Annotated in this window: 26 protein-coding genes; 21 read left to right on the forward strand and 5 right to left on the reverse strand. The window is 48.8% G+C overall.

The annotated features are described in order from the left end of the window. Window positions 1-188: 188 nt before the first annotated feature. Window positions 189-830, forward strand: a complete 642-nt coding sequence (locus IPP66_00430; GenBank protein MBK9923730.1) for an SIMPL domain-containing protein — start codon at window positions 189-191, stop codon at window positions 828-830. Window positions 831-867: 37 nt separating this feature from the next. On the opposite strand, the gene IPP66_00435 is transcribed toward IPP66_00430, so the two are convergent. Beyond that, entirely contained in the window at window positions 868-1,257 is a 390-nt protein-coding gene (locus tag IPP66_00435) for an META domain-containing protein (GenBank protein MBK9923731.1), read from the reverse strand. Between the two features lie 127 nt (window positions 1,258-1,384). On the opposite strand from IPP66_00435, the gene IPP66_00440 reads away from it, so the two are divergent. From IPP66_00440 to IPP66_00455, 4 genes are all read left to right on the forward strand, one after another. Then, window positions 1,385-2,362 (forward strand): ABC transporter ATP-binding protein, encoded by a 978-nt coding sequence (locus IPP66_00440; GenBank protein MBK9923732.1) that lies wholly within the window; start codon window positions 1,385-1,387, stop codon window positions 2,360-2,362. Between the two features lie 109 nt (window positions 2,363-2,471). After that, window positions 2,472-3,275, forward strand: coding sequence for an ABC-2 family transporter protein (locus IPP66_00445; protein ID MBK9923733.1), 804 nt, complete (start codon window positions 2,472-2,474; stop codon window positions 3,273-3,275). Between the two features lies 1 nt (window position 3,276). Next, a complete protein-coding gene (locus tag IPP66_00450; protein ID MBK9923734.1) occupies window positions 3,277-4,062 on the forward strand; it encodes an ABC-2 family transporter protein in 786 nt (261 codons plus the stop codon). A 98-nt stretch (window positions 4,063-4,160) separates the two neighbouring features. Beyond that, a complete protein-coding gene (locus IPP66_00455) occupies window positions 4,161-4,637 on the forward strand; it encodes a hypothetical protein (protein MBK9923735.1) in 477 nt (158 codons plus the stop codon). 49 nt (window positions 4,638-4,686) lie between these two features. On the opposite strand, the gene IPP66_00460 is transcribed toward IPP66_00455, so the two are convergent. Further along, window positions 4,687-5,514 carry a hypothetical protein gene (locus IPP66_00460; protein ID MBK9923736.1) on the reverse strand — a complete coding sequence of 276 codons (828 nt, stop codon included), beginning with the start codon at window positions 5,512-5,514 and terminating at the stop codon, window positions 4,687-4,689. A gap of 100 nt (window positions 5,515-5,614) precedes the next feature. Between IPP66_00460 and IPP66_00465 the strand changes: the two genes are divergently transcribed. The 9 genes from IPP66_00465 (at window position 5,615) to IPP66_00505 (ending at window position 13,991) form a co-directional block, all read left to right on the forward strand. Next, window positions 5,615-6,298, forward strand: coding sequence for an RluA family pseudouridine synthase (locus IPP66_00465; GenBank protein MBK9923737.1), 684 nt, complete (start codon window positions 5,615-5,617; stop codon window positions 6,296-6,298). Continuing rightward, window positions 6,295-7,125, forward strand: coding sequence for a hypothetical protein (locus IPP66_00470; protein ID MBK9923738.1), 831 nt, complete (start codon window positions 6,295-6,297; stop codon window positions 7,123-7,125). The genes IPP66_00465 and IPP66_00470 overlap by 4 nt, the downstream gene beginning before the upstream one ends. A gap of 117 nt (window positions 7,126-7,242) precedes the next feature. Next, window positions 7,243-7,620: a hypothetical protein gene (locus tag IPP66_00475; protein MBK9923739.1), complete on the forward strand. Its 378-nt coding sequence runs from the start codon at window positions 7,243-7,245 to the stop codon at window positions 7,618-7,620. 12 nt (window positions 7,621-7,632) lie between these two features. Next, window positions 7,633-9,516, forward strand: coding sequence for a TolB family protein (locus IPP66_00480; GenBank protein MBK9923740.1), 1,884 nt, complete (start codon window positions 7,633-7,635; stop codon window positions 9,514-9,516). Continuing rightward, window positions 9,513-10,646, forward strand: a complete 1,134-nt coding sequence (locus IPP66_00485) for a M23 family metallopeptidase (protein ID MBK9923741.1) — start codon at window positions 9,513-9,515, stop codon at window positions 10,644-10,646. The genes IPP66_00480 and IPP66_00485 overlap by 4 nt, the downstream gene beginning before the upstream one ends. 148 nt (window positions 10,647-10,794) lie before the next feature. Further along, on the forward strand, window positions 10,795-11,910 hold the full coding sequence (gene recA, locus IPP66_00490) for a recombinase RecA (GenBank protein MBK9923742.1): 1,116 nt from the start codon (window positions 10,795-10,797) through the stop codon (window positions 11,908-11,910). A gap of 41 nt (window positions 11,911-11,951) precedes the next feature. Next, a complete protein-coding gene (locus IPP66_00495; protein ID MBK9923743.1) occupies window positions 11,952-12,515 on the forward strand; it encodes a hypothetical protein in 564 nt (187 codons plus the stop codon). Window positions 12,516-12,526: 11 nt separating this feature from the next. Next, window positions 12,527-12,964: an SRPBCC domain-containing protein gene (locus IPP66_00500; GenBank protein MBK9923744.1), complete on the forward strand. Its 438-nt coding sequence runs from the start codon at window positions 12,527-12,529 to the stop codon at window positions 12,962-12,964. Between the two features lie 364 nt (window positions 12,965-13,328). Next, window positions 13,329-13,991 carry a dienelactone hydrolase family protein gene (locus IPP66_00505; GenBank protein ID MBK9923745.1) on the forward strand — a complete coding sequence of 221 codons (663 nt, stop codon included), beginning with the start codon at window positions 13,329-13,331 and terminating at the stop codon, window positions 13,989-13,991. 103 nt (window positions 13,992-14,094) lie between these two features. Here IPP66_00505 and IPP66_00510 read toward each other — a convergent pair whose 3' ends face one another. Both IPP66_00510 and IPP66_00515 read right to left on the reverse strand, forming a co-directional pair. After that, window positions 14,095-14,835 carry a hypothetical protein gene (locus tag IPP66_00510; protein MBK9923746.1) on the reverse strand — a complete coding sequence of 247 codons (741 nt, stop codon included), beginning with the start codon at window positions 14,833-14,835 and terminating at the stop codon, window positions 14,095-14,097. Window positions 14,836-14,885: 50 nt separating this feature from the next. Continuing rightward, complete coding sequence (locus IPP66_00515) at window positions 14,886-15,209, reverse strand: hypothetical protein (GenBank protein MBK9923747.1); 324 nt, start codon at window positions 15,207-15,209, stop codon at window positions 14,886-14,888. 286 nt (window positions 15,210-15,495) lie between these two features. Here IPP66_00515 and IPP66_00520 point away from each other — a divergent pair, with 286 nt between their 5' ends. Together IPP66_00520 and IPP66_00525 are read left to right on the forward strand one after the other, a co-directional pair. Further along, complete coding sequence (locus IPP66_00520) at window positions 15,496-15,945, forward strand: SRPBCC family protein (protein MBK9923748.1); 450 nt, start codon at window positions 15,496-15,498, stop codon at window positions 15,943-15,945. A gap of 98 nt (window positions 15,946-16,043) precedes the next feature. Continuing rightward, window positions 16,044-17,249 (forward strand): sulfotransferase, encoded by a 1,206-nt coding sequence (locus IPP66_00525; GenBank protein MBK9923749.1) that lies wholly within the window; start codon window positions 16,044-16,046, stop codon window positions 17,247-17,249. Window positions 17,250-17,306: 57 nt separating this feature from the next. Here the strand turns inward: IPP66_00525 and lgt are convergent, their stop codons facing one another. After that, the gene (gene lgt / locus IPP66_00530) at window positions 17,307-18,425 is read right to left on the reverse strand and encodes a prolipoprotein diacylglyceryl transferase (GenBank protein ID MBK9923750.1); all 1,119 of its coding nucleotides are present in this window, start codon (window positions 18,423-18,425) and stop codon (window positions 17,307-17,309) included. A gap of 202 nt (window positions 18,426-18,627) precedes the next feature. Between lgt and IPP66_00535 the strand changes: the two genes are divergently transcribed. From IPP66_00535 to IPP66_00555, 5 genes are all read left to right on the forward strand, one after another. Beyond that, a complete protein-coding gene (locus IPP66_00535; protein MBK9923751.1) occupies window positions 18,628-19,074 on the forward strand; it encodes an Rrf2 family transcriptional regulator in 447 nt (148 codons plus the stop codon). Window positions 19,075-19,125: 51 nt separating this feature from the next. Further along, window positions 19,126-20,514, forward strand: coding sequence for a cytochrome ubiquinol oxidase subunit I (locus tag IPP66_00540; GenBank protein ID MBK9923752.1), 1,389 nt, complete (start codon window positions 19,126-19,128; stop codon window positions 20,512-20,514). 14 nt (window positions 20,515-20,528) lie between these two features. Beyond that, window positions 20,529-21,551: a cytochrome d ubiquinol oxidase subunit II gene (gene cydB, locus IPP66_00545; GenBank protein MBK9923753.1), complete on the forward strand. Its 1,023-nt coding sequence runs from the start codon at window positions 20,529-20,531 to the stop codon at window positions 21,549-21,551. A gap of 80 nt (window positions 21,552-21,631) precedes the next feature. Beyond that, window positions 21,632-23,071, forward strand: coding sequence for an FAD-dependent oxidoreductase (locus IPP66_00550; protein ID MBK9923754.1), 1,440 nt, complete (start codon window positions 21,632-21,634; stop codon window positions 23,069-23,071). A gap of 346 nt (window positions 23,072-23,417) precedes the next feature. After that, entirely contained in the window at window positions 23,418-24,830 is a 1,413-nt protein-coding gene (locus IPP66_00555) for a cytochrome ubiquinol oxidase subunit I (protein ID MBK9923755.1), read from the forward strand. Window positions 24,831-24,880: the final 50 nt, after the last annotated feature.

The following is a 24,880-nucleotide window of genomic DNA, read 5'->3' on the forward strand; positions in this document are numbered from 1 at the left end:
TATTATTGACCGCATCATCATGCCTGCCAACCCGGAGTGAATCCGTCATTAACGATCACCGCGCTTGCCGAGTATGCGATGAGTAAAATTCAGCAAAAATTTGTTGTTTGAGCAATGGAAGGTATGGCGACCAAGAACTTATTACCCCAACATCGGCTGTCAGAATTTTTTATAAAAGGAGAGTTCGTATGGAGTACAAACCCGACACTATAAAAGTATCTGCATCACACCGCGAGGAAATCTTTGCAGATCGTGCCGATCTGCTTGTGAATGTAAAAGGCTCGTCCCTTGTGAGCGGCGACCAGGCGATGAAAAAAGCGAAAGAGGTGAATGGGCTTGTCGAAGCATTGACCAGCTTTGGGTTAAGTCCCGAAGCGATCCATTTGCAAGGGGTTCACATCGAAACATCAAGCGGCATGGTGTTGAAGTCATCCAGCGCTACATATCGTCTCAAAATCCGTTGCGATAAACTGGATCAACTCGCAGAACTACTCGATATCATCTCCTCTCAAAAAAACGCTTCGCTTGAACAGATCGAGTGGAAATATAATGAAGCTGAAGCACGTGAGCATGGATTATCCATAACGATGGAAAAGGCAAAGAGCAAAGCAGAAAAAGTAGCATCTTCGCTCGGTGTGAAATTATTGGGTATATACGATTTTATTGAGAATGCGTATGATGAAGAGGTGCCAATACGATTTCAGGCACAGTCAGCGATGATGAAATCACGCGCACCCGCACCGGCTGAGCCCAATTTGGACATGGACATCCACCATAGTAAAACGATCAACGTAAATGTTGAGATTTGGTACAGAGTATCCGCCTTCTAGAAGAAAGAGCCAGGGACTAGTGTCTCTGGCTCTTTCTTTATTTCCGTTTCAACATGATGAATGCGCTGCCATCAGCAGAAGTAATGGTCAACTGATCATCATTCAAAATAAAAGTTGCATCTTTTTGCAAAACGGTCAACGTGCTTGATTCTTGATCTGCCACTGCTTCACAGAACATCATTGTAGACATGACAGAGCCAAACTTGATCTTGTTGCCATCTACAGTGTACTCTCCGCCAAATCCATTACAGCCCACATTTCCACTCATTTGGCCGTCCTTGAATTCAATGGAAGTTTCCACGTCGGGCACGGCCGCTGTTTGATCGTACGAAACCAATTTCCACTGTCCTTCAATGGATGCGGTCGATCCGCTGGAACAGGCACTCAACAGAATTACCAACAACAGTCCAATTACAAACTTATTCATGATTTTTCTCCGATTTTTATTATCAATTACCAGACGATGCTTTTCAGTAAAAGTTCCCACGCCAAACAGTCTAGCACTTTTGTTCTAGTAATGATAAAATCGTTCCTTCCACAGGAGAGATTGTATTATGTCCCCCACTATAACAGTTGAACAGCTTAGCAAGACCTACCAGGTTCCCGAACGCGAAGGCGGATTCGGCGCAGCGGTGAAGAGTTTCTTCAAACGTAAATTTAAAGATGTAAAGGCCGTACAGAACGTCAGCTTCAAGATCGAGCAGGGAGAAGTTGTCGGTTTTCTAGGCCCGAATGGAGCGGGTAAGACAACCACACTCAAAATGTTATCTGGCCTGCTCCACCCCACTGGCGGCAAAGCAACCGTGCTCGGGTTCACACCTTGGGAGCTCAAGACCGATTACCTTCGCTCGATGACCCTCGTGATGGGACAGCGCAACCGCCTCTCATGGGATATCCCTGCGGCGGATTCGTTTTTACTTGCCCAGGCAATCTATCGTCTTCCCGACGATGAATACAAAGCGACATACAAAGAACTTGACGAGATGCTTGAGCTTGAACCATTGATGAAGAAGCCCGTCCGCAATCTTTCGCTCGGCGAGCGCATGAAGTGCGAGATCGCAGCAGGTTTGCTCCACCGCCCCAAAGTGTTGTTCCTTGATGAACCCACCATCGGGCTTGATATCACAGGTCAGGTAAAGATCCGTGAGTTCTTGCGCGAGTACAACAAACGCACCGGCGCAACGATCATCCTCACCAGTCACTACATGGCAGATGTGACCGCACTGTGCGAGCGCATTATCATCATCCACCACGGACAGCTTAAGTATGATGGCGGCATCGCCAATCTCTCACGGCGCATTGCTCCGTTCAAGCTGATCGGGGTAAGGCTGGAAAAAGCAAACGGGCATAACCTGTCTCAGTACGGCGAACCAGTTCAAAATGAGGAAGACGCGGAGAAGCAGTACATCCAGGTCAAAGCCGAAGATGTCACAAAGGTCACATCACGGATGTTGTCCGAACTTCCCATCCACGATATCACGATCACTGACCCGCCGATTGAAGATGTGATCGAACGGGCATTCAACGAATAATTTCCGTCCTGAGCGGAGTGACGAGTGCAACGAGGAACGCAGTCGAAGGACACGTAACATGCAACCAGCCGCTTCGACTTCGCTACGCTCAGCGAGGAGAAAATAAAACATGCTAAACATTTTCAAACGACTCTGGCAAGTGAACTGGGCAGAACAATGGCAATATCGCGCCAACCTTTTCATGTATATTTTTTATTGGTTGGTCTCACCCATCATTTACCTCGCTGTGTGGACGAGCATCGCCAATGCCAGCGCTAACGGTAACGTCAGCGGCCTCACCGCCAACGACTTCATCACCTACTATATGATTCTGCTCGTCTGCGATCAACTCACGAGCAACATCATCATTCACATCCTCGCAAACAAAGTGCAGGACGGCACACTCTCAGGCGAACTTATCAAACCCATTCACCCAGTGTTGACGAATACACTCGTGAACGACATCGCATTCAAGGCATTGAACATCATGATCCTGACCCCGATCTGGATCGTGCTTGCGCTTCTTTTCAAGCCCAATTTTGCTTCTGTTACGATCAGCGGAATTCTACTCTCGATCCCTGTTCTCCTGCTCGGATACGCGATCAACTTTTTGTTATCTGGCACGATCACGTCTTTGGCTTTTTGGACAACACGCGTCTATTCCATCCATGAGTTTTATTACGCGATGATCCTTTTGTTCGCGGGGCAGTTCGTACCACTGAAACTGATGCCTACGTTAATCCAGAACATTGCAAAGTTTTTACCGTTCCAATTGTTCATGTACCTGCCCATTCAAATGATACAAGGGAAGCTTTCGTCAACCGAGATCTTGCAGGGATACATGGCGGGCATACTCTGGTTCCTTGTTGCGTGGTTTTTATTCCGCTGGGTTTGGCGCGAAGGTGTCAAACGCTATTCAGCGGTGGGAGCATAATATGCACTTCCTCAAACTCATTTCCACCTTGTTCAAAGTGAATGTCCAAATGGCAGTTGCCTATCGTGCGGATGCTCTTATCAACATTTTGCTCAACATGATGTGGCTCGGCTGGGAATTGTTGGGTTTGTCCATTATCTTCAGCAACACCAATACACTCGGCGGCTGGGGATTTGGTGAACTTCTCGCATTGCTTGGCATCTTCAAGATCGTCCACACCATGATGATGACACTCGTCTGGCCCAACACAGAGAAGTTCAATCAATCCATCCGTGACGGTTCAATGGACTACACCATCCTCCAACCTGTCAGCAGTATGTTCCTGGTCACGTTCTCCCGCATCAACATCTGGCGGCTCTGGGATATTCCCGTCGCTATTATTTTGATCTTCATCGGCATTAACCGGGCCGGTGATGTGACCACTCCCCTTAGCATCCTGTACTTCCTCCTGCTGATCGTTTGCGGAGCGATTGTCATCTACAGCCTGTGGATCGTGATGATCGCATTCACGTTCTACTTTACAAAGTTCGATAACAACGTCACCCTTTTGCAAGCCTTGCTGGATGCAGGCCGCTATCCTGTGTCCGTCTATCCGCCCTGGCTTCAGGTTATTGTGACGTTTATCATCCCTGTTGCTGTTGCCACAACCATACCAGTCCGCGCACTCAGGCAGGAATTAGGTACGCCGCAAACATTCATGTTTATCGGGATTGCCATCGCAAGTTTTCTCGTCGCTTCGCAGATATGGAAATTTGGCTTGAAAAAATATAGCGGAGCAAGCAGTTAGTCCAGTACCAATTTGCCGTAGCAGTCGGTGCAAACGAGTCGTATACTATTTGCAAGGTGGACATACACACCAAACTCATCCCAAAAGGAGAATGCAAAATGATGGACTCGTCTTTCCCTCAAACACCGCCTGCGATTGATGAATTGAACTACGAATCGAACCTGATCATGGGCTTGATCGGCGGTGGGATCGCGATGTTGGTCAGCGCCATTATATGGGGCGCGGTCACCTACTTCACCGAATACCAGATCGGGTGGATGGCAATTGGCGTTGGTTTTTTGGTTGGTATCGCAGTCAAATTCTTTGGAAAAGGAAAGACCGCAATCTACGGTATCTCCAGCGCCATACTCGCACTAATCGGGTGTGTGCTTGGAAATTTGATCTTCTACTCAGGCATCATCGCACGAGAAGAGGGAGCTTCTTTTCTACAAGTGTTCCTTTTCTTCCTTACGTCCCCAGCCGCCACTGTTGAACTATTCTCTACTGCCTTCGAGTTTATGGACATTTTGTTTTACGGTATTGCCGCATGGGTGGGATTCAGCACAGCGCTTGATATCAAACGCGCCAGAAGATAAAAAGAAGGAGCCGCAATTCCCGGCTCCTTCTTCATTTCAATAATATTTCTTACGCTTTCCGATTGAATTGAACTCGGTTGAACAACGTGATCCCTGCTGCTGCAGAGACGTTCAACGATTCGACCTTTTCATTAATGGGGATTCGAATTTGCATCGTGGCGGCTTCCTCGATCTCGGGGGTACAGCCTTCCTTTTCACTGCCAAAGACAATGAGCAAACGTTCAGGAATAGATGCAATCTCCTCCACGCTTTTTTCTGCTTCCATCGCAGTGACGAGTAATGTCTCGTTGTTAGCTTTGCAATAATCGAGAAAGTCTTTCGTTGAAGCGGTCATGATCGGAAGGGTGAACATGTATCCACGACTGGCACGAATGAGACGTCGGTCATACAGATCGAGCGGATCCATGTTCAAAAGGATCATCCCGCCCAAGTCCAATGCCAGTGACGTGCGGATGATATTCCCGATATTTCCTGAAATGCTCAAATCTTCCAAAACGACAATATCCTTTTTAATCGTCTTCAACAACTCCAAACCTTTTGGCTGGGGCGTTTCAGCGATCGCAAAAATACGGGACATCTTATCGTTCTCAAAGATCTTTTTCGTCGTCCGTTTTGCCACTTCATGGATCGTGGCACCGGGTGTCAACTTATTCCGCAAAGTATCAGAGATGACTTCTTCCCCAGCAAAGTACACCGATTCGATCTCCACGCCCGCTTCCAACGCCTGGATGATGTTCTCTTCATCGTCAATGAGGATCTGATTGAGTTCACGCCGCCCATCTCGATGCAACAACTGGCGGATAGGACCAGCCAATGGATGATTGAGAGAATCAATGTGGAAGGGGTTATATGGTTCGTTGGAAGTTTGTTCATTCATAAGTTGGATAATATGCGGTTATGGAAGGGGTGTCAAGAAGTTTACAGAGGTGACAGTCGCTTTATAAGTGGCTGTCACCTTACTAAAGTAAAATAGACCCATGCAAATCCTACATATAGATGAACATATCATCGTTATCAATAAACCTGCTGGCCTTCCTGTACTCCCCGATGGATGGGAGAAGAACGCACCTTACCTTGTCCAAATGCTTGAGGAAGAATACGAAAAAATATTCATCGTCCATCGCTTGGACAAAGTCACCAGCGGCGTGATGGTCTTCGCGCGGACTGCCGAAGCGCATCGTGCGCTCAACATGCAATTCGAGAGTCACGAAGCTGAAAAGGTTTATCACGCCATTATGGAAGGTGAGCCGAAATGGAACGAGAAGATCACCAAGTTCCCGTTGCGTGCCAATGTTGGAAAGAAACACCGTACCATGGTGGATACAAAAAACGGAAAACCGTCAGAGACAAGATATAAAGTATTGAAACGGTATCAGGATGGAGCGTTGGTGGAGGCGCGGCCGATGACGGGACGAACGCATCAGGTCAGAGTCCATGCTTACGCGTTGGGGCATCCGCTTTTGGGAGACGTCCTATATGATGCAATGATCACGGACATTATTGCACGGCCCGCACTACACGCGTATTCGTTGAAGATCACACATCCTGCAACAAACGAACAACTCACATTCAAAGCTGAACGTCCTGAAGACTTTGTGATCGCATTGGAACGTTTAAGTGTTGGAAACGACAGCCTTGGTATGGTATCCTTCATTCAATGATTCCCAACCTTCCAAACCTGAGAATCCTTCCCATTGAGTCTTTGATCCTGCACGAAGACCATGATGCGCAACGGACACTCCCTTTGGTGGAGAAGTTGCGTGCGCACGGCATCATGCGTAACCCGCCAGTGGTAATGCCACTCGGTGATGGCACAGACCGATACATGGTGCTTGATGGCGCGAACCGTGTTACATCTTTGCAGGCGTTGGAGTTCCCACACACAGTGGCGCAGGTTGTGGAAGTGAACAATCCGCAAGTCAATCTGCGGACATGGAACCATGTGGTCTGGGGCATGAGCGCCAAATCGTTGATGGCATCGCTTCGCAAAGTGAAGGGCACCGAACTTGTCAAAGTGAACACACGCAAATCATTGGACGCACCCAAGTATGTGCCCATGCAAGTGCGCTTCCCCGATGGCAATTTCTATATTTTGAAAGAAGACCCCAGCGACCTCCCCACTCACATCGAAACCATGCACCATGTGGTGAACACATACAAAACGCGCGCCTCGCTCGACCGCACCAGCCAAACCCTGATCGACTCGTTCAAAACGATCTATCCCGATCTCACTGCGTTATTCATCTTTCCGAACTTCAAGATCAAGACCGTACTCAAACTGGCAGGGCAAAACGTTGTTCTACCAACAGGCATCACACGCTTTACAGTCTCACCGCGTGCCCTACACTTGAACTATCCCTTGCATGAACTTTCGAGCGCCAAACCGTTGGATTACAAACAAACCTACCTCGAACATTGGATCGAAGAGCGCGTAAAGAAAAAGGGTGTACGGTTATATTCAGAGGCGACATTTTTGTTTGACGAGTAAATCATAAGTGCTTCGACTTCGCTCTCTTCCAACGAGAGTTCCGTCCTGAGCGGAGGGCGGAGCGCAATATGCGAAGCCCGCAGTCGAAGGACGCTCCGCTCAGCACGAGAGAAAATTATGACAATGGATTTCTTTTTTCCCGAAGACAATTTAAATCGCATGACTCCCGAAGAGACGCGCATCACATCGCTCAAGGCCGAGCCTTATCCCGATGGTCGCCGCCTGCACGTCAACATCGAGATGACGCCATTCCAAATCCGCCCGCATCTGGAAGTCATCCTCAACAATGGGAACGGCGATGAAATTCAAACCACCAGCATCGTCGAGCCGCTTACGTGGAAGATCGAATTCACCATGCACATTCGGGGCGAATTGATCAATCCTTATACCTTGTCGGCCACATTGTTTTACCCCGATGGACCTTCCACCGAATTACAATCATTTACATTTGATGTAACTCCGCCTCAAACTGACCCTGAAACTGATTCCGCTTAATTGACATACTCCATGCCTAAAACTTTTACCCGCCTCTCCATCTTCGTATTCCTGATCGTTGTCGTCACCCTTGCGGCTTGCTCACAGACGATTGTCACTGAAACATCAACTTCCGCTCCCGCCGGAGTGACACAAGTTGACACTGCTGAAGCCCCTGTGATCGATGTAGCCACAGCGACAGAAGAGTTCATCCCTGTTGTGCCCAAGAATGCAACAGAGACCATTCTCATCTCCATGGAAGAGGACGGTTACGCACATCTTTTCCTGTACAAGCCCAGTGACGGTTCGCTGACACGTCTCACCAACGGCGATTGGAGCGATATCACACCATCTCCCAGCCCGGATGGAAAGAAGATCGGCTTTGCTTCAAACCGCTTTGGATTTTGGGATCTCTTCCTCATGGATCTCTCCAACGGCGAAGTGACCCAACTCACAGATACACCCGAATATGAAGGGACTCCCACCTGGTCACCCGATGGATCGTTCGTTGCCTATGAAGCCTATCGCGATGACAACCTTGAGATCGTGGTCGGCCCTGCCGATGAACCGACAAAGAATGCCATCCGTCTTACATCGTCTCCCACTGCCGATTACTCCCCCACTTGGGCACCCGGTGGACGTCAAATTGCATTCATCTCCAATGGTGATGTCATGTTGGCAGACCTCGACCGCACAGAAGATGCTCGCTTCCAAAACTTGAGCAATACGCCGCTCGCTGTTGAATCACATCCTATTTGGTCACCAGATGGATTGAAACTCGCATGGGCAACTACCTCGCAAAACGTCGGCCGAAGCGGAATTTATATCTGGGACGCAACTCGTCAACTCCCCGCGCAATGGATCGGTGACGGCGACCTGCCCGCATGGAACGCTTTCGGCGATCAGATCATCACCACGGTCGTTGGCCCGAACTTGAATTACATCACTACCTACTCCATCGACGGAACCACTCTCCAACCATTAACTCCATTTCCCCATCAAGTGAATGCATTGGTATGGGCAAACCTTGTCATGGCCGAACCATCATCCGTAAAGATCTTCGAGCAAGCCGCACAATTTACACCGGCTCCGCTTTGGGCAATGAACGGCTTACCGGTCGGTGAGGGAATTGCCCGCAGATGGGCCGTTGTGGATTTAAACGATGTTCAAGCACCTTACCCACAACTGAGCGACCTTGCAGATGAGGCCTTCAATGCCTTACGGCAACGCATCCTTACTGCGGCAGGTTGGGACGCCCTTGCCAGCCTTGAGAATGCCTTCGTACCACTTACCTCAGACCTCGACCCCGGCTTCGGCGAAGATTGGCTCTACACAGGTCGCGCCTTTGCCATCAATTCACTTATGACCAACGCCGGTTGGATGGTTGCCGTACGCGAAGACTTTGGTGAACAAACCTATTGGCGTTTATACGTCCGTACACAAATACAGGATGGCTCAATCGGTATCCCTTTGCACAATGTGCCTTGGGATTTACGTTCACGTTACAACCTTGATCCACAAGTCTATGAACAAGGCGGCACATACAGTGAAGTGCCCTCTGGCTATTGGGTGGATGTGACATCGCTCGCTTCACAATATGGATGGCAACGTCTTCCCGCATTGTCAAACTGGCGCACCTTTTATCGTGGCGCTCGCTTCACTGAGTTTGCACTCACAGATAACATCGACTGGTACACAGCCATGCTTCAACTGTACCCACCGGAAGTACTCGTAACGCCCACGCGTTTATTGCCGCCTACCCTGACGCCCACCAGAACGCCCACAAACACACCTACACCAACCAACACGCGTACACCACGTCCAACGCCCACACGGTACACTGCCACGCCTAGCAAAACACCTACACCATCCAACACACCAACACCTTCTGCCACACCGCCTACGGTTATTCCATGATGAAGATGATTTTCCGCGCTGAGCGGAGCGAGACCATGTACTTTGGTCGAGCGAAGTCGAAGCGAAGCAGCCTAATTGCTCTCCTATTAATCTTCCTCGTCTCCTGCACATCAGCAGGTCAAACAGGACCAACTCCAACGGCGGTCATTGCCGGAGAAATAGCGACCCAGCTACCAGTTGAGTCTGAACCGACACCACGCCCGACGATAGCCCCGTTCCGGTTCTTCCTCCCCACTCCGGGCGCTGAACCCGTTTCGGGATGGCGTCCGCCTCTTTACCCGGTGCCGTGGGCTGTTTCTCCCTACGATCACTTTTACTTCACCCGCCCCATCGCCGCGGACAATGTCAACTGGCCTCTTGCAGAATATCGCTATGGCGGCGTTTTCTTTGCACCTAACATCGTACACACCGGTGTGGACATTGACGCAAGCGAAGGGACACCCATCCTTGCGGCTGGGCCAGGCACGGTGGTCTCTGCGGGTTGGGGATTGTATTCAGGCGCTGAAGACAACACGAACGATCCATATGGACAAGCCGTCGTGCTCAAACATGACTTTGGCTATAAGGGACAGGCGCTCTATACGATCTATGCTCATATGAGTGAGATCGTTGCATTGGCGGGACAACACGTGGAGCCCGGCGATGTGCTTGGGCTGGTCGGCGCTACAGGCGCAACAACAGGACCACATTTGCATTTTGAAGTGCGCATGGGCGCGAACACATTTTACAAAACCTACAACCCTGAGCTATGGACTTCTCCCCCGCAAGGCTGGGGCGTATTGGTCGGCCGCATCACAGATGAAGATAAAGAACTCTTGAACTACTATCCCATGGAAGTCCGCCCGGAACCTTCTGGTGTGCCGTTACGCAAAGCACTCACATATGCACAGGGCGCCGTCAATTCAGATCCATACTATCAAGAGAATCTGGTACTCAGCGATCTGCCAGCGGGTATCTACAAACTCACTATCGAGTACAAGGACGACAATTATCAAACCTGGGTGGAAATTTTCCCAGGCGAGGTGACGTACTTCAAGTTCACAGATGAAAATAAGTTTGAAGTTGTCCCACCGCCCACACCCAAGCCGGACTTTCTACCAACAGCGACGAAGACACCAAAGCCCAAATAGCAACGAGTCTATAAGGTGGATGAGGGATGAATCAATAAAAAATCGGCATTGGGGACCAGACACCCGAAGCCTTGACGAACAGAACATCTGTGCTATACTCTCGGCAACACACAAATCCGACCCTTACACTAGTATTTGGAGAAAACACATGGCCCCTCGAAAATCAAAAGCATCCGCCGCATCGGAAGAAAAAATTTCATCCAGCGATAATGGCGCAAAGCGCGCTGTTCTCGATAAAGCCGTCGGCGATATCCTCAAACGTTATGGTGATGGCTCCATCATGCGCCTTGGCGAAGCCAAACACATGGAAACCGAAGCCTACCCGACCGGTTCGTTATCGCTCGATATCGCGCTCGGCATCGGCGGCATCCCACGTGGACGTATCACCGAAATCTACGGACCTGAATCATCGGGTAAAACCACACTCTGTCAACACATTGTGGCAGAAGCACAGAAAATGGGCGGGGTTGCCGCATTCATCGATATGGAACATGCCCTCGACCCGGTCTATGCCGCGCGCGTGGGTGTAGATATTGATAACCTGCTCGTCTCGCAACCTGACACTGGTGAACAAGCGCTTGAGATCGTGGAAACCCTCGTCCGCTCTGGCGGCGTGGATGTTGTCATCATCGACTCGGTCGCCGCACTCGTTCCCCGTTCTGAAATCGAAGGCGATATGGGCGATGCTACCATGGGTGTGCAAGCTAGACTCATGTCACAGGCCCTGCGCAAGTTGAGCGGCGCCATCAACCAGACCAAGACCGCCGTCATCTTCACCAACCAACTTCGCTCAAAGATCGGCGTCATGTTCGGCAATCCCGAAACCACCACAGGCGGTAACGCTCTCAAATTCTATGCATCCGTCCGCCTCGACGTACGGCGCATCCAAGCCATCAAGATGGGCGAGGAAGTGATCGGCAACCGTACCCGCGTCAAAGTGGTCAAGAACAAAGTGGCCCCTCCTTTCCGCACAGCCGAGTTCGACATCATGTTCAACGAAGGCATCTCAAAGGCTGGGGATACCCTCGATCTAGCGACCAAGTTTGAGGTCGTCCAGAAGCGCGGCGCCTTCTTCTCCTATGGCGATATCCGCCTCGGGCAAGGACGCGAGAACGCCAAAGATTACCTGCGTCAGAATGTTGATCTGGCGAACGAGATCGAAGGTGTCATTCGCCAAAAAGCTCTCAGTGGCGAGATCGCCCTCCCGCTCGACATTGGCGGAGGCGAAGCCGCAGACGCCGGTGGAACAGAAGAAGAAGCATAAACCCGTATGGGCGACTCGAAAACGGGTCGCCCATTTTTATTATGATGACAAAAACCCGCCTCCTCCTTAACGCAAACCTGCTCCTGTTTCTATTGGCATTCGCCATCATCCCGGCCTGTGCCCCCGCCCCATCACCAACACCCTTTGTGCCACCCACCAATCAGGCACCGCTCATAGAACCAACTCTCATCATCGCCCCCACACAGGAAGTGGTTCAAGTGCAGGTCATTCCCCTGCCCACCGTCATCCCCACCATTGACCAGTCCAACTGTGTCAACAACCTTGCCTTCATCGAAGACATCACCATCCCCGACAACTCGTTCACGCCTTTCGGCTCAGCCATAGACAAACAATGGCGCGTCGAAAACAATGGCACCTGCAATTGGAACGCGGAGTATCGTCTGCGCCACATCGGCGGAGCTGTGCTGGGCGCTACAGAAGAAATCGCTCTCTTCCCGGCCAAATCTGGTACGCAAGCTGTTATTCAGATCAAATTCACAGCCCCATTTGAAGAGGGAGTCTACGAGTCCGCTTGGCAAGCTTTTGACCCAAACGGTTTTCCCTTCGGTGATCCGATCTATATGAGAGTTGTAGCAACCCCATAGAGGAGTTTCACATGGACAAAATCATTCATCTTTCACTCAAATTGAACTGTACCCATCAACATGCATTTAAGTTATTTACAAACAACAAATTGCTCGAATCATGGTTAACCCAGGTCGCTGATGTCGACCCCATAGTTGGCGGGAAATATGAATTATTCTGGGAACCAGACGATCACGAAAACAACAGTACGCTTGGATGCAAAGTAACCGCAATTGAGAAGGATCAACTCATTGCTTTTGAATGGCGAAGCCCAAAGCAATATAAACACTTTGCAAATAATGCAGATCCACTTACCCATGTCGTTGTCTCATTTCATTCTGAAGGTGAATGGACAAACATTCATCTTGTGCACTCTGGCTGGCGCAATACCCCCGAATGGGAGGAGGCACGCCAATGGCAGGAACGCGCCTGGAGCATCGCAATTGATGAATTAAAAAAGATGGTCTGAGAGGTGAATAATGTCGCAAAAAAACGACTTCCCTTTGATCTTTGAGAACTTGAGAAAAGTACTCAAGCCTTTTGAAAAGAACCTGTTTCTAAAAACTGATACATTATCTCGATGGTCCATACAGCGAAAAATGGAAGAAACAACTTTTCTTCGGCTCGGTACAGGTCAAAAAGAATTATGTTTCGTTTTATCTTATGCCTGTTTATATGTACCCCGCCCTACTCAAAGATACAACCCCTGAGCTCAAGAAACACATGCAAGGAAAGTCCTGTTTCAATTTTAAAAAGGTTGAACCTGAACTATTCAAAGAGCTAAGTGTGCTAACAAAACAAGGATATGAGATTTTTAAAAAGGAGAATCAACAATGAATGGTAAAGACTTGACTTTCGATGTAAACGGCCAGCCTGTAAACGGGTATCTTGCCCTACCCTCACAAGCAGATGCGCCCGGTGTGTTGGTGCTTCATGCATGGTGGGGATTGAACTCCACGTTCAAGAGTCTATGTGACAGGCTCGCGGCAGAAGGATTTGTCGCCTTTGCACCAGATTTGAATAGTGGCAGAGTTGCCAAGACCATTGATGAGGCCAAACAGATCATGGAGGAATTGCCGTTTGAGCGGAAAGTAGCTGTCGCGGCGGCAGCGCCTGATTTTTTGAAAAGCAGGCCTGAGGTCCGCAATGAGGCGTTGAGTGTTATCGGATTCTCCATGGGCGCAGCATGGTCATTGGTCCTTGCGAGCGAATATCCAAAAGACATCAATAAACTTGTGCTGTTTTACGGAGCTGGAGAAGCAGATTACTCAAAGATGAAAGTGGACATCCTTGGACATTTTGCAGAACAAGATGAATGGGAAGATGAAAAATATATCAATGCCATGCAAAGTGACATGGAAGCTACAGGGTTGAAACCTGTCTTTCACAAATATCCAAATACCAGTCACTGGTTCTTTGAAAGTGACCGCCCTGAGTTCAACGCTGAAGCCGCACAACTCGCTTGGTCACGTACCCTTACATTTCTAAAGGCATGACGATCGCCCTGTGAAAGGGATAAACAGAAAGAGTTGAAGGTAAGAAAAAAATAACTCCCACTGAGTTTTCAGTGGGAGTTATTTTTAGTGTACAGCGTTACGATTAAGCCTTCAATTTGTTTATGATCTCTTCTTCTGACAATTGCATTTCTACTGCATCTTGTACAGGTGGTTTGTAGTTGCGATTGAGAAAGCGACGATAGTTCTCTGGCATTACCCAAGCCAGATACGCCAGCACAACTCCCAACGTGGTAAAAGATACATTCACCATCAATGCGATCACCCCGCCCACAGGAGAGTAGATCAATGTCTGCCACGATGGAACAAAACTTGCAGAAACCCACACAACGGTATAAAGTGGCAGAAAAAGCGTCACCAGCGAATAAGCAATCACCAACTTGTAACGTATCTTGACCCAATCTTCCACCGCTAGGTTTGTAGAAATTTGCTTATATGCTCGATACCCTACCACAATAAGCCAGATCCAATTGAAGGGGCTCCAATATGCAAAAGTGGTGGAGAATACATTTAGCAGTAGAAAAGCAAAGGCAATAACCATGAAAACCAGGTAGGGACTCTTACGACCCTGATAGAAGGTCGTATGGATAAACATCACCAGCATAATCTCACCCAATCCTACCGACAGGAAGAATGGCCATATAAAATTAGTAAAAGGAGATAAGGTGAAAAATATATCCCCCAAGCCAGTAATATAGAAGAAGCCTGCCAGCCACAGGAGGTTAGGCAGTTTTTGATGACGCCCTATCCGGGTCAATTGAATTGCAATGATAAATCGTGCTATCACCAACACCCATGTGATAGCGACTGCTACTAGTGGAGACATATTATATATTTCCTTTCTTTTCAACCATCACAAAAGATACCCATCCCATATTAATGGGCTTCCATTGTAAATAGCGATTGTTGTTCAACCAAAGTTTCCATCAACCGATCCGTAACGGCAGTTACATCCTTGACCCCTATATTCGTCAGGATTTGAGATAATGACGGACCTTCAATGAGTGTTTTCCAATCCCGATACTTCATATTTGTTATATAGGTCAAAGTTTCGTTCATTGTTTTTACAGGATCTGAAATTCGTTGCAGGGACTTCACGCTATTTGCAACAGCCATGCGCAAGACACCGCGACAGAGCACTTCATCCTTCCCTATTTCTTGGGCTAGACTTGCCCCAAGAGTATGAAACATATTGCTCACAGTGTTCCTCCTGAATACCCAAACTCTCTAAAAAATCGGACTAAATTCCACAATATAAAACCTAGGTACTGAAACAAAATATTACGCCAAAATTATGTACACGGCTAAAAAGTATAGCAGAAACCTTTTCTCGTGCATTTATCAAATCAGAAAGGTGCATAAGTTAACCATATTAATTTTCCCTCTGTAACGAGAAAAACAAAGGCATTGACCCAGCTGCCACTCTGAATTCCCATCAATCCATCCTCAGGACATGAAGGAATCAATAAGAGATATAATCAGCCCTATGAAACAGGGAACCTTCGAAAAAGAGATATTCATTCAATCTGATGTGGCCACTGTGATCCACGTCATTGCCGATTACAGTAACCACCACAAGATCCATCCGCTCATTCTGAAAGTGGAACGTGCCAAAGAGGAACCTGCTGGTGTACGCCGTTACTACATCACCGACAGTTTGCAATGGGGACCGTTCAAATTCAAGATCAAGTATCAGGCTGACATTATTGCGATCACAGAAGATACTGTTCATACAGAAGCGTATCAGTCACCGGGCACCTACGTCACAAATATCACAAAAGTCACGCCGAAAGATAATGGTGTTCGCTTGCACGAGACTATCACGATGAAAACTCCTGATATGCTCTTCAACTATGCGTTTAAACAAGCCGAAACAGCACACGAAGAAATGCTGAAACGCATCAAAAAGTTTGTCGAAAGCAACGCGAAGCCATAACATACAGTTAATCCAGAATCAACGATTCCTGATAGAATAACCAAGAAGAAGCCCTTCAAAGGGCTTCTTCCATGTAACCTAAAGGAATCACACTTTCGATGCATTACAACATCCGCCTGTTCTGGCGCACATTCTATCGCTCCTTCTTCGCATCCAAAAATACTCCCGCCCGCCTCGTAAAAAAACGAATCATATTTCTGGCTTTATTCTATTTAGTCTGGCCTATTGGCTCGCTCATTCATTGGTTCTGTTTCTGGCTTGATGACATCCTCTTCCCCGCTTACAAAGAACAACCCATCAACAAACCGCTCTTCATTCTTGGCAATTTGCGAAGCGGCTCCACCTTTCTTCACCGTCTGCTCTCGCGCGATTCAGAGACCTTCACCAGCCTGACCACCTGGGATATCTATCTCACCCCTTCCGTTACACAAAAGAAGATCACACAGTTCGTAGCACGCCTCGATAACAAATATCTCGGTGGTTTTCTACATCGCATCCTGTTTGCCTTTGACCGCGCCACGCTCGGCAAGATCAAGATCCATCCCATTTCCTTCTTCCAGCCCGAAGAAGACGAAAACATTCATCTGCACATCTGGGATGGCTACTTCGTCACCTTCCTCTTCCCGTTCATGGACGAGTTCCCGAATTATCAGCACTTCGACGAAGCCTTATCTCCTGAACACAAGCGCCGCATCATGACGTTCTACAAATCCATGGTGCAACGTCATATGTATGCAACAGGTAAGAAATATTACGTAGCAAAGAATCCAGCCTTCAGCGCCAAGATCGAAACACTGATCGAGTTCTTCCCTGAAGCCCGCATCATTTATCTCGCACGAAATCCATTGGACATGCTCCCCTCAACCGTCTCCTGGATCAATTACGCGAGACGTCAATTTACCAATCCCAAAGAGACATGGCTGTACGTTGACGAAATCCTGGACATGACCCAGCACTGGTATCGTCACCCTCTCAAATATCTCGATGCGCATCCTTCTCCCCGATTCCTGATCCTCAACTACGATAATTTGATCCAACGCCCGGAAGCGGTTCTGCGCTCATTCTACGAACAGTTTGGATACCCCGATAAACCCGGGCTCGAAGGCATCGTGGATGAGGCTGTCAAGGAAACTTTATCCTTCAAAAGTGACCATGCCTATTCCTACGAAGAAATGGGCTTCACACGCAAACAGATCGTCGAGTTATATGCTGATATCTTTGAACGCTTCGGTTTTGAAACCCGCGAAGAAGAAGAGTTACCAAGTATCAAAACAGAAAACGCCCAAGTCCCCGCAACCGATTAATCAACACGAAATGCAAAATAAAAAACGCCCGAAGAAATTTCTTCGGGCGTTTTTGCTTTACGCGTCTTTTTTCTTTCTCGTTGTGGGTTTCTTTACATCTTCATCAGAGGACGTCGTCTTCGTTTTACTCGCTGTCTTGCGAACCGTGGACTTTTTCACAGGTGCAGGTTCGGTTTCTGTTTCCACCTCGGCTGTGATAGTCCGCTTTACACGGGCAACTTTCTTTTCTTCCACCACAGCTTCAACTTGTGGTTCGGTTGGCAATCCAACAACTTTATATTCATCCTCCCAATTTTCGGCAAAAGCGAAATTCAATTTCTTGTATCGGATCAATAGCATGACCACACCAGCAAGGGCCATCACAGCCGCAACCACCATCGAATAGCTGATAGGTGTGGTGCCGATCTTCGGCTGGTCTGGGCGGAAGAAATATTCAAGCCATACACGTCCAACACCGGCCGCGATCAACCAGCCAGAAAAAATCGTTCCCGGCTTGACCTGTTTTTCATCATTGCGGCGTGATAACCAGATCAAAATACCGGCTGTTATAAAGTTCCAGAGCATCTCATAGGCAAAGGTTGGGTGGAAGCGAGCAGTTTCAGGCAATGTGACAAACTGCGGCAACCGATGAATGGATGAAATAGGAATCCCCCACGGAAGGGTTGTGGGAGGTCCATACAGTTCTTGGTTGATGAAGTTTGCAATGCGACCAATCGCCTGCCCAATCAGTATCGCTGGCCCGGCGGCATCGAGGAACAGCCAAAGGTCAAGTTTTCGACTACGTAGGAACAGAAAGAGCATCAAGCCGCCCAACAAGAATCCCCCAAAGATATGCAAACCACCTTCCCATACCTTGTAGATTCTTGAGGGGTCTTCAATGTAGAAGCGGCTACCGCCCAAAGTTGCATTCAAGACAAACCAAAGGCGGGCGCCGATAATACCTACCGGCAAAACACCAATGGGCAAGCCCAATTGGAAGTTACCGATGGGAGTTTTGATCAATGGGCCAAACGAAACCCACCAAACCAAAGCATCCCAAATACTTTCAGGGTTCTCACCATGTCGTTTGAGCTTATTTTCTACGAGCAAAGAGCCGACAATGACGCCGATCATCACGATCACGCCGTACCATCGCAATGAAAAATTACCGATCGTAAAAATTACAGGGTCAATCATGTGTACCTCAACGAAATTTTTCAGGGATTATAACATCCGGTCTGGGCAAATCGTATTGTGGCACATTAAACCCGGATGATAGCGGATATTACATCTATAACGCTTCTTTTGTGATGAATTACACATCAGTACCTAATCATAAATGCTTACAATCGGGGTCAACGTTTACCTTTAGAGTCATGGTTTTTATAGGATAACCAAAATGCTCAAGATCAACCGTCAAACCGATTATGCCGTCCGCGTGGTGCTCGCCCTTGCCAAACGAGGCGAAGGGATTCGTCTCTCAACCACAGAGATCCAGCAAGAAATGCTAATACCACCTGCATTGATGACCCGTATTGTGGCGCAACTGGCACGCGAGGGGCTGGTCAATACTTTCCCCGGGCGCGATGGCGGGTTGATGCTCCCCCGCCCCGCTTCACAGATCAGCCTAAAGGACGTAGTTGAGGCGTTCGAGGGACCGATTCTGCTTTCGGAGTGTTTAAAAGTCAAAGGTGAGGATGATTGTCCATTCCAATCCAATTGCCCGGTGCGCTCGAAATGGGGACGTGTGCAGGTGGCAATGATGCGCGAGATGGCGGCCATCTCATTTGAAGATTTGGCGCTGGAAGCGGCTGGCATCCCAGTGGCGATGCCGAGTTTTGTTTAGTTAATTCGTGCGAGTAAAGGGGCTCGCACACAATTTTTTCAAGGAGAGTCTATGGATACAGTCTTACTTTCTCGATTGCAGTTTGCTCTCACAACCATCTATCACTGGCTATTCGTACCATTGACGCTGGGGATGGGCTGGTTCGTGGCATTCATGCAAACCCGCTACTACCAAACCAAGGACGAGACTTGGCGTAAGATGGCAAAGTTCTGGGGAAAGTTGTTCCTGATCAATTTCGCCATTGGCGTGGTGACGGGTATCGTTCAGGAATTCCAGTTTGGTATGAACTGGAGTGAGTACAGTCGCTATGTTGGCGATATTTTCGGTGCACCGCTGGCTGTGGAAGCCCTGCTGGCATTCTTCATGGAATCGACATTCCTAGGCGTATGGGTGTTCGGTGAAGGACGTGTCCCCGAAAAAGTGCATCTCGCTTCGATCTGGCTCGTCGCCATCGGCTCGAACCTATCTGCACTCTGGATTCTGCTTGCGAACGGCTGGATGCAACACCCGGTCGGTTATGTGATCAACGAAGCCAACGGCCGCGCGGAACTGGTCAACTTCTTTGCTTTGATCGGCAACCCCAAAGGCTGGATCTTCTTCTGGCACACCATCTCTGATGGTTTGTTGATGGCGGCCATGGTGATCATCGCAGTCAGTGGATATCACATCTTCCGCAAACAGAATGTTGAGTTCTTCAAAAAGTCTTTCATTATCGCTTCTGTAGCTGGTCTGGTCGCCAGTGTACTGGTCTTCCTCGGCGGACACACAATGGGTCAATACATGTATGAAACCCAGCCGATGAAATTTGCGGCCATCGAAGCTCACTGGGAAACATCACAGCCCGCCGACTTCTCGCTCCTCACCATCGGTGACTTGAGCGGTAAACGCGAAGTTTGGTCAGCCAGAGTTCCAGGTGTGTTAAGCTTCCTGGCTTGTAACAACTTCACATGTGAAGTCAAAGGCGTGGACGATATCCAAAAAGAATACGAAGCGCTCTATGGTCCAGGCGATTACATTCCGCTGATGGTCGTCACCTATTGGACGTTCCGCATCATGATGACCTTCGGCTTTATCATGATCGGTATCACTGCCTTCTTCCTGTGGGCAAACATGCGTGGCGATATCACCAAAGCCAAATGGATGAAATGGGCTCCTTCCCTTCTCGTCCTTCCGTATCTTGCCAACGCCAGCGGCTGGATCCTGACCGAAATGGGACGCCAACCCTGGATCGTTCAAGGTCTGCTCAAAGTAGAAGATGCGGTTTCCCCCAATCTCACTAACGTTGACCTGCTTATTTCATTGATCGGTTACACAGCCGTGTATGGTTCGTTGGCTGTTGCGATGGTCAAGCTCATGCTCAAATATGCCAAAGCGGGCCCCGATGCCGCCATGCACGAATCCGTTGACGTTGCACCATCGCTCGTCGGCGCGGATGATTAATACGGAGAAACACTATGTCATACGAATTTCTTCAAACACTCTGGTTTATTCTGATCGCTGTCCTTTGGATCGGTTTCTTCTTCCTCGAAGGCTTCGATTTTGGTGTGGGCATGCTCCTACCCTTCCTCGGCAAGAAAGATGAAGAACGCCGAGCCATCATCAACTCCATCGGCTCCGTCTGGGATGGAAACGAAGTGTGGCTCCTCACAGCTGGTGGCGCAACCTTTGCCGCCTTCCCTCACTGGTACGCCACCATGTTCAGCGGTTTCTACCTCGCGCTCTTCCTTCTGTTGGTCGGTTTGATTATTCGCGGTGTTTCATTTGAATACCGCTCGAAGGATGCCAATCCTGCCTGGCGCAACCGCTTCGATTGGATGATCGCCATTGGCTCATTCCTGGCCGCTCTCCTACTTGGCGCCGCGTTTGCAAACCTCGCCCGTGGCGTGCCCATTGACGAAAACATGATGTTCACAGGCAATCTCTTCACACTGCTCAACCCCTACGGCTTGCTCGGCGGCGTGACCACTGTGGCCATCTTCCTGCTCCACGGCGCAAATTTCCTCGGCATCAAACTCGAAGGTGAACTTCGCGAACGCGTGAATGCCTTTGCCAAGAAGCTCTGGATCGCCACCACCATCCTGTACATCGCACTCGGTGTCTTCACCTACGCGGCTGGATTCTGGGCACGTGGCATTGTCAACCCTGGCATCGTACCAATTGCGGCTGTCGTTGTCTTGCTTGTTGCTGGCTACTTCATCAACCAAAAGATGGAAGGTTGGTCCTTCATCATGGTGGCGCTCAACATCGTGTTGACTCAGGTCACATTCTTCTCAATGACCTTCCCCAACGTGATGCTCTCCACCACTAACCCTCTCTACAGTCTCACCATCTACAACGCATCCTCATCTCAATACACGCTGACGGTCATGTCCATCGTCGCACTGATCTTCGTCCCCATCGTACTCGCCTACCAAGGCTGGACGTACTACATGTTCCGCAAGCGCATCAGTACTGACAAGAAAACACTGGTCTACTAGTTCTCTCAGACCGGAGCAAGCGCCCCGTAGCTTGCTCCGGTCTTTTTTTCCATTCGAACTACAAAAAAAGGAATATTTCCATGGCTAAGATCGTTGTTATCGGAGCAGGTTTTGCCGGGCACACTGCCGCATTGTATCTGGGGAATAAACTCGGCAGGAAACACGATATCACCGTCATCAGCAACCGCGATGTATTTGGATACGTACCGTCGTGGGTGTGGGTTGGCGTGGGGCACATGAAGCCTGAAAAGACCATCTTCAAACTCAAATCTGTATACGATAAAAAACATGTCAAATTCGTCCACGCCGCGGCAAAGGAGATTCATCCCGATGCTGGCGACCAGTATGTATTGGGCGAGGAAGTCGGCACAGGCAAGGAAGTCCGCCTTGATTACGATTACCTCGTCATCGCACCCGGCCCCTTACTGAACTTCGCCGGTACGCCCGGCCTTGGGCCTGAGAATGGTTTCACCCATTCCATTTGTTCACTTCCCCACGCTGTCAAAACTCGTGATGCCTATCTCGCCTTGTGCGAGCGCATGAAAAAAGGTGAGAAGGTAAAGATCGTGATCGGGACCGGCCACCCCGGTGCGACTTGTCAGGGTGCCGCATTTGAATACATCGTCAATATTCACAAAGACCTGCTCAAGAAAGGCCTACGCGATAAAGCCGATATCTTGTGGCTTTCGAACGAACCCGCTATGGGCGATTTCGGAGTCAATGGTGTGCAGATCAAACGCAATGGTCATGTGATGCGAAGCGATGAATTCATCAAGGCAGTGTTCAACGACCATGGCATCCGTTATCAAGTCCAGACCGGCGTCACAAAAGTTGAAGCGGGTAAGATCCATTGGCAAAACTATGAAGGCGAAGAAGGTACGACAGAGTTCGACTTTTCGATGCTTATCCCGCAGTTCAAAGGGCAACCGTTCAAATACATCGGCAAGGACGGTGAAGACATTTCGTCAAAGCTGGTCAACCCTGCTGGCTTTGTGCTTGTGGATGGAAAATACGGTCTTCCTTACGCCGAACTTGCTCAAACACCCGAAGCCTGGCCTGCCCATTACAATAATCCTACTTACCCGAACGTTTTTGCAGCTGGCATTGCCTTTGCACCTCCCGGACCCATTTCAAAACCATTCACCAACAAGAACAATGTTTTGATCGCCCCCGCCCCACCGCGTACCGGCATGGTCAGCGGTGTGATCGGACGCGTCGTCGCGATGAACATTGCCGACCTCATCGAAAAAGGGACAATGACCCACAGCGAACGTATGACCGAAATGGTTGCCGCATGCATCGCCTCGATGGGCGACAATCTTTGGGATGGCAACGCAGTCACCATTGTCATGCGACCCGTCGTTCCCGACCGCAAGAAATATCAGAACGAATACGGCCGCGATCTGTTCGTCTCGCATCTTGAAATGGGCTTGAGCGGCGCGTGGATGAAGTTCATGCTTCACTACACCTTCATCTGGAAATTCAAAGGCTTGTTTGGCTGGAAGCTGATCCCCGAATAGGAGAGACCATGAACACACAAGAAGAATTCTCAAAATCTGAAAAATTCTGGATGAATAATAAGATCTATCAGTTGTGGCGCTTCATTGTGCTGAATATCAAGGTTTACACTGTCGCAGTACAAAGCAAGTGGAGATAGTCTTAGGTCAACCACCTCCTTGATACCCAAACTCACCCTGATTGTTCAGGGTGAGTTTTTTCATTCATTAACAAGATATATGATTCTATGAAAGGTTCTTATGTGAAATTAACCACAAAAAAGGTCTAATTAGGTAATATAGCGCCGTAAATTGTGTTTTGTTTCACAAATCGATACTAAAAAATTGAGTAACTCCCGTAGAGGTTCTTATGGACGTTGTCACCCTTTCCCGCATTCAGTTCGGCGTAACCACTGCATTTCACTTCCTTTTCGTTCCCCTAACGCTTGGTTTAGTCTGGTTCGTGGCTATCTTTCAAACCCAATATTATCGTACTGGCGAAGAACGTTTTCGCCGCATGGCAAAATTCTGGGGCAAATTATTCCTGGTCAATTTTGGTATGGGCATTGTGACCGGGCTTGTACAGGAGTTCCAGTTTGGCATGAATTGGTCGGAGTATTCCCGTTTTGTTGGGGATATTTTCGGCGCATTACTTGCCATTGAAACAATGGTTGCCTTCTTTCTTGAATCCGTCTTCATCGGTATCTGGATTTTTGGCGAAGGGCATGTCTCCAAAAGAGTCCACCTATTTTCAATTTGGATGGCGGCGATCGGCAGTCTCCTCTCATCCATCTGGATATTGCTCGCCAGTGGATGGATGCACCATCCTGTTGGCTATATAATCAATCCTGTAACAGGTAATGCACAACTTGTAGATATCGTCGCACTTCTCACCAATCCTAAAGGCTGGTTGCTGTTTCGTCATGCCTTTTCCGCAGGATTGGCAACCGCCGCTTTCTTCCTGCTGGGCGTAAGTTCCTGGTACATCATGCGAAAAAAGGAATTGGATGTCTTCAAGCCATCCTTCGCTACAGGTGCAGTTGTCGGATTAATCGCTTCGTTCTTATTGTTGATGACTGGTCACGAACAAGGCCAGGAAATGCGCCTTTATCAACCCATGAAACTTGCCGCAATTGAAGCCATTTGGGAAACTGAACAACCCGCCTCGTTCTCTTTTCTCACCATCGGTGACCTGACAGGCAAACAGGAAATCTGGTCGATCCGAATCCCCTACCTGATGAGCTTTCTTGCCTGCAATAACTTCGATTGCAAGATCCAAGGCGTCAATGAACTGCAGGCTGAATATGAAGCACTCTATGGTCCAAATGACTACATCCCTTTGATGGTTGCTACTTACTGGTCATTTCGTACGATGTTTGCCATGGGGTTTGTCATGCTGTTCACATCCGCATTCGCCGTTCTGGTGGTAGCACGAAATTGGTCACCTAAACTTGTAAAATGGCTAAAGTGGATGCCTTACACTATTCCTCTGCCTTTCATTGCGGGTGTGGCAGGTTGGGTCACCACCGAAATGGGACGCCAACCGTGGATCGTGCAAGGGTTGCTCACCACTGCCCAAGCCATTTCACCGAATCTCACCGTTACAAATGTCACCATCAGCCTGGTAGGTTTCACCTTGCTCTATGGCGCACTTGCTGTTGTAATGGTTCAGTTGATATACAAGTTTGCACGTCAGGGAACGGAAGCAGCGTTGACCAAATCTGTAGATGTGGAAGAACCCGTCAGCACAGACGCCATCATTTTTGTCGGCGCACAGGATTAATTGAATGGAAAGTTGGAGGATAATCATGGTTTCCAGCTTTCCATTCTCAT

Origin of the sequence: Candidatus Defluviilinea proxima (genome assembly GCA_016721115.1) — a bacterium.
Lineage (GTDB): Bacteria > Chloroflexota > Anaerolineae > Anaerolineales > Villigracilaceae > Defluviilinea > Defluviilinea proxima.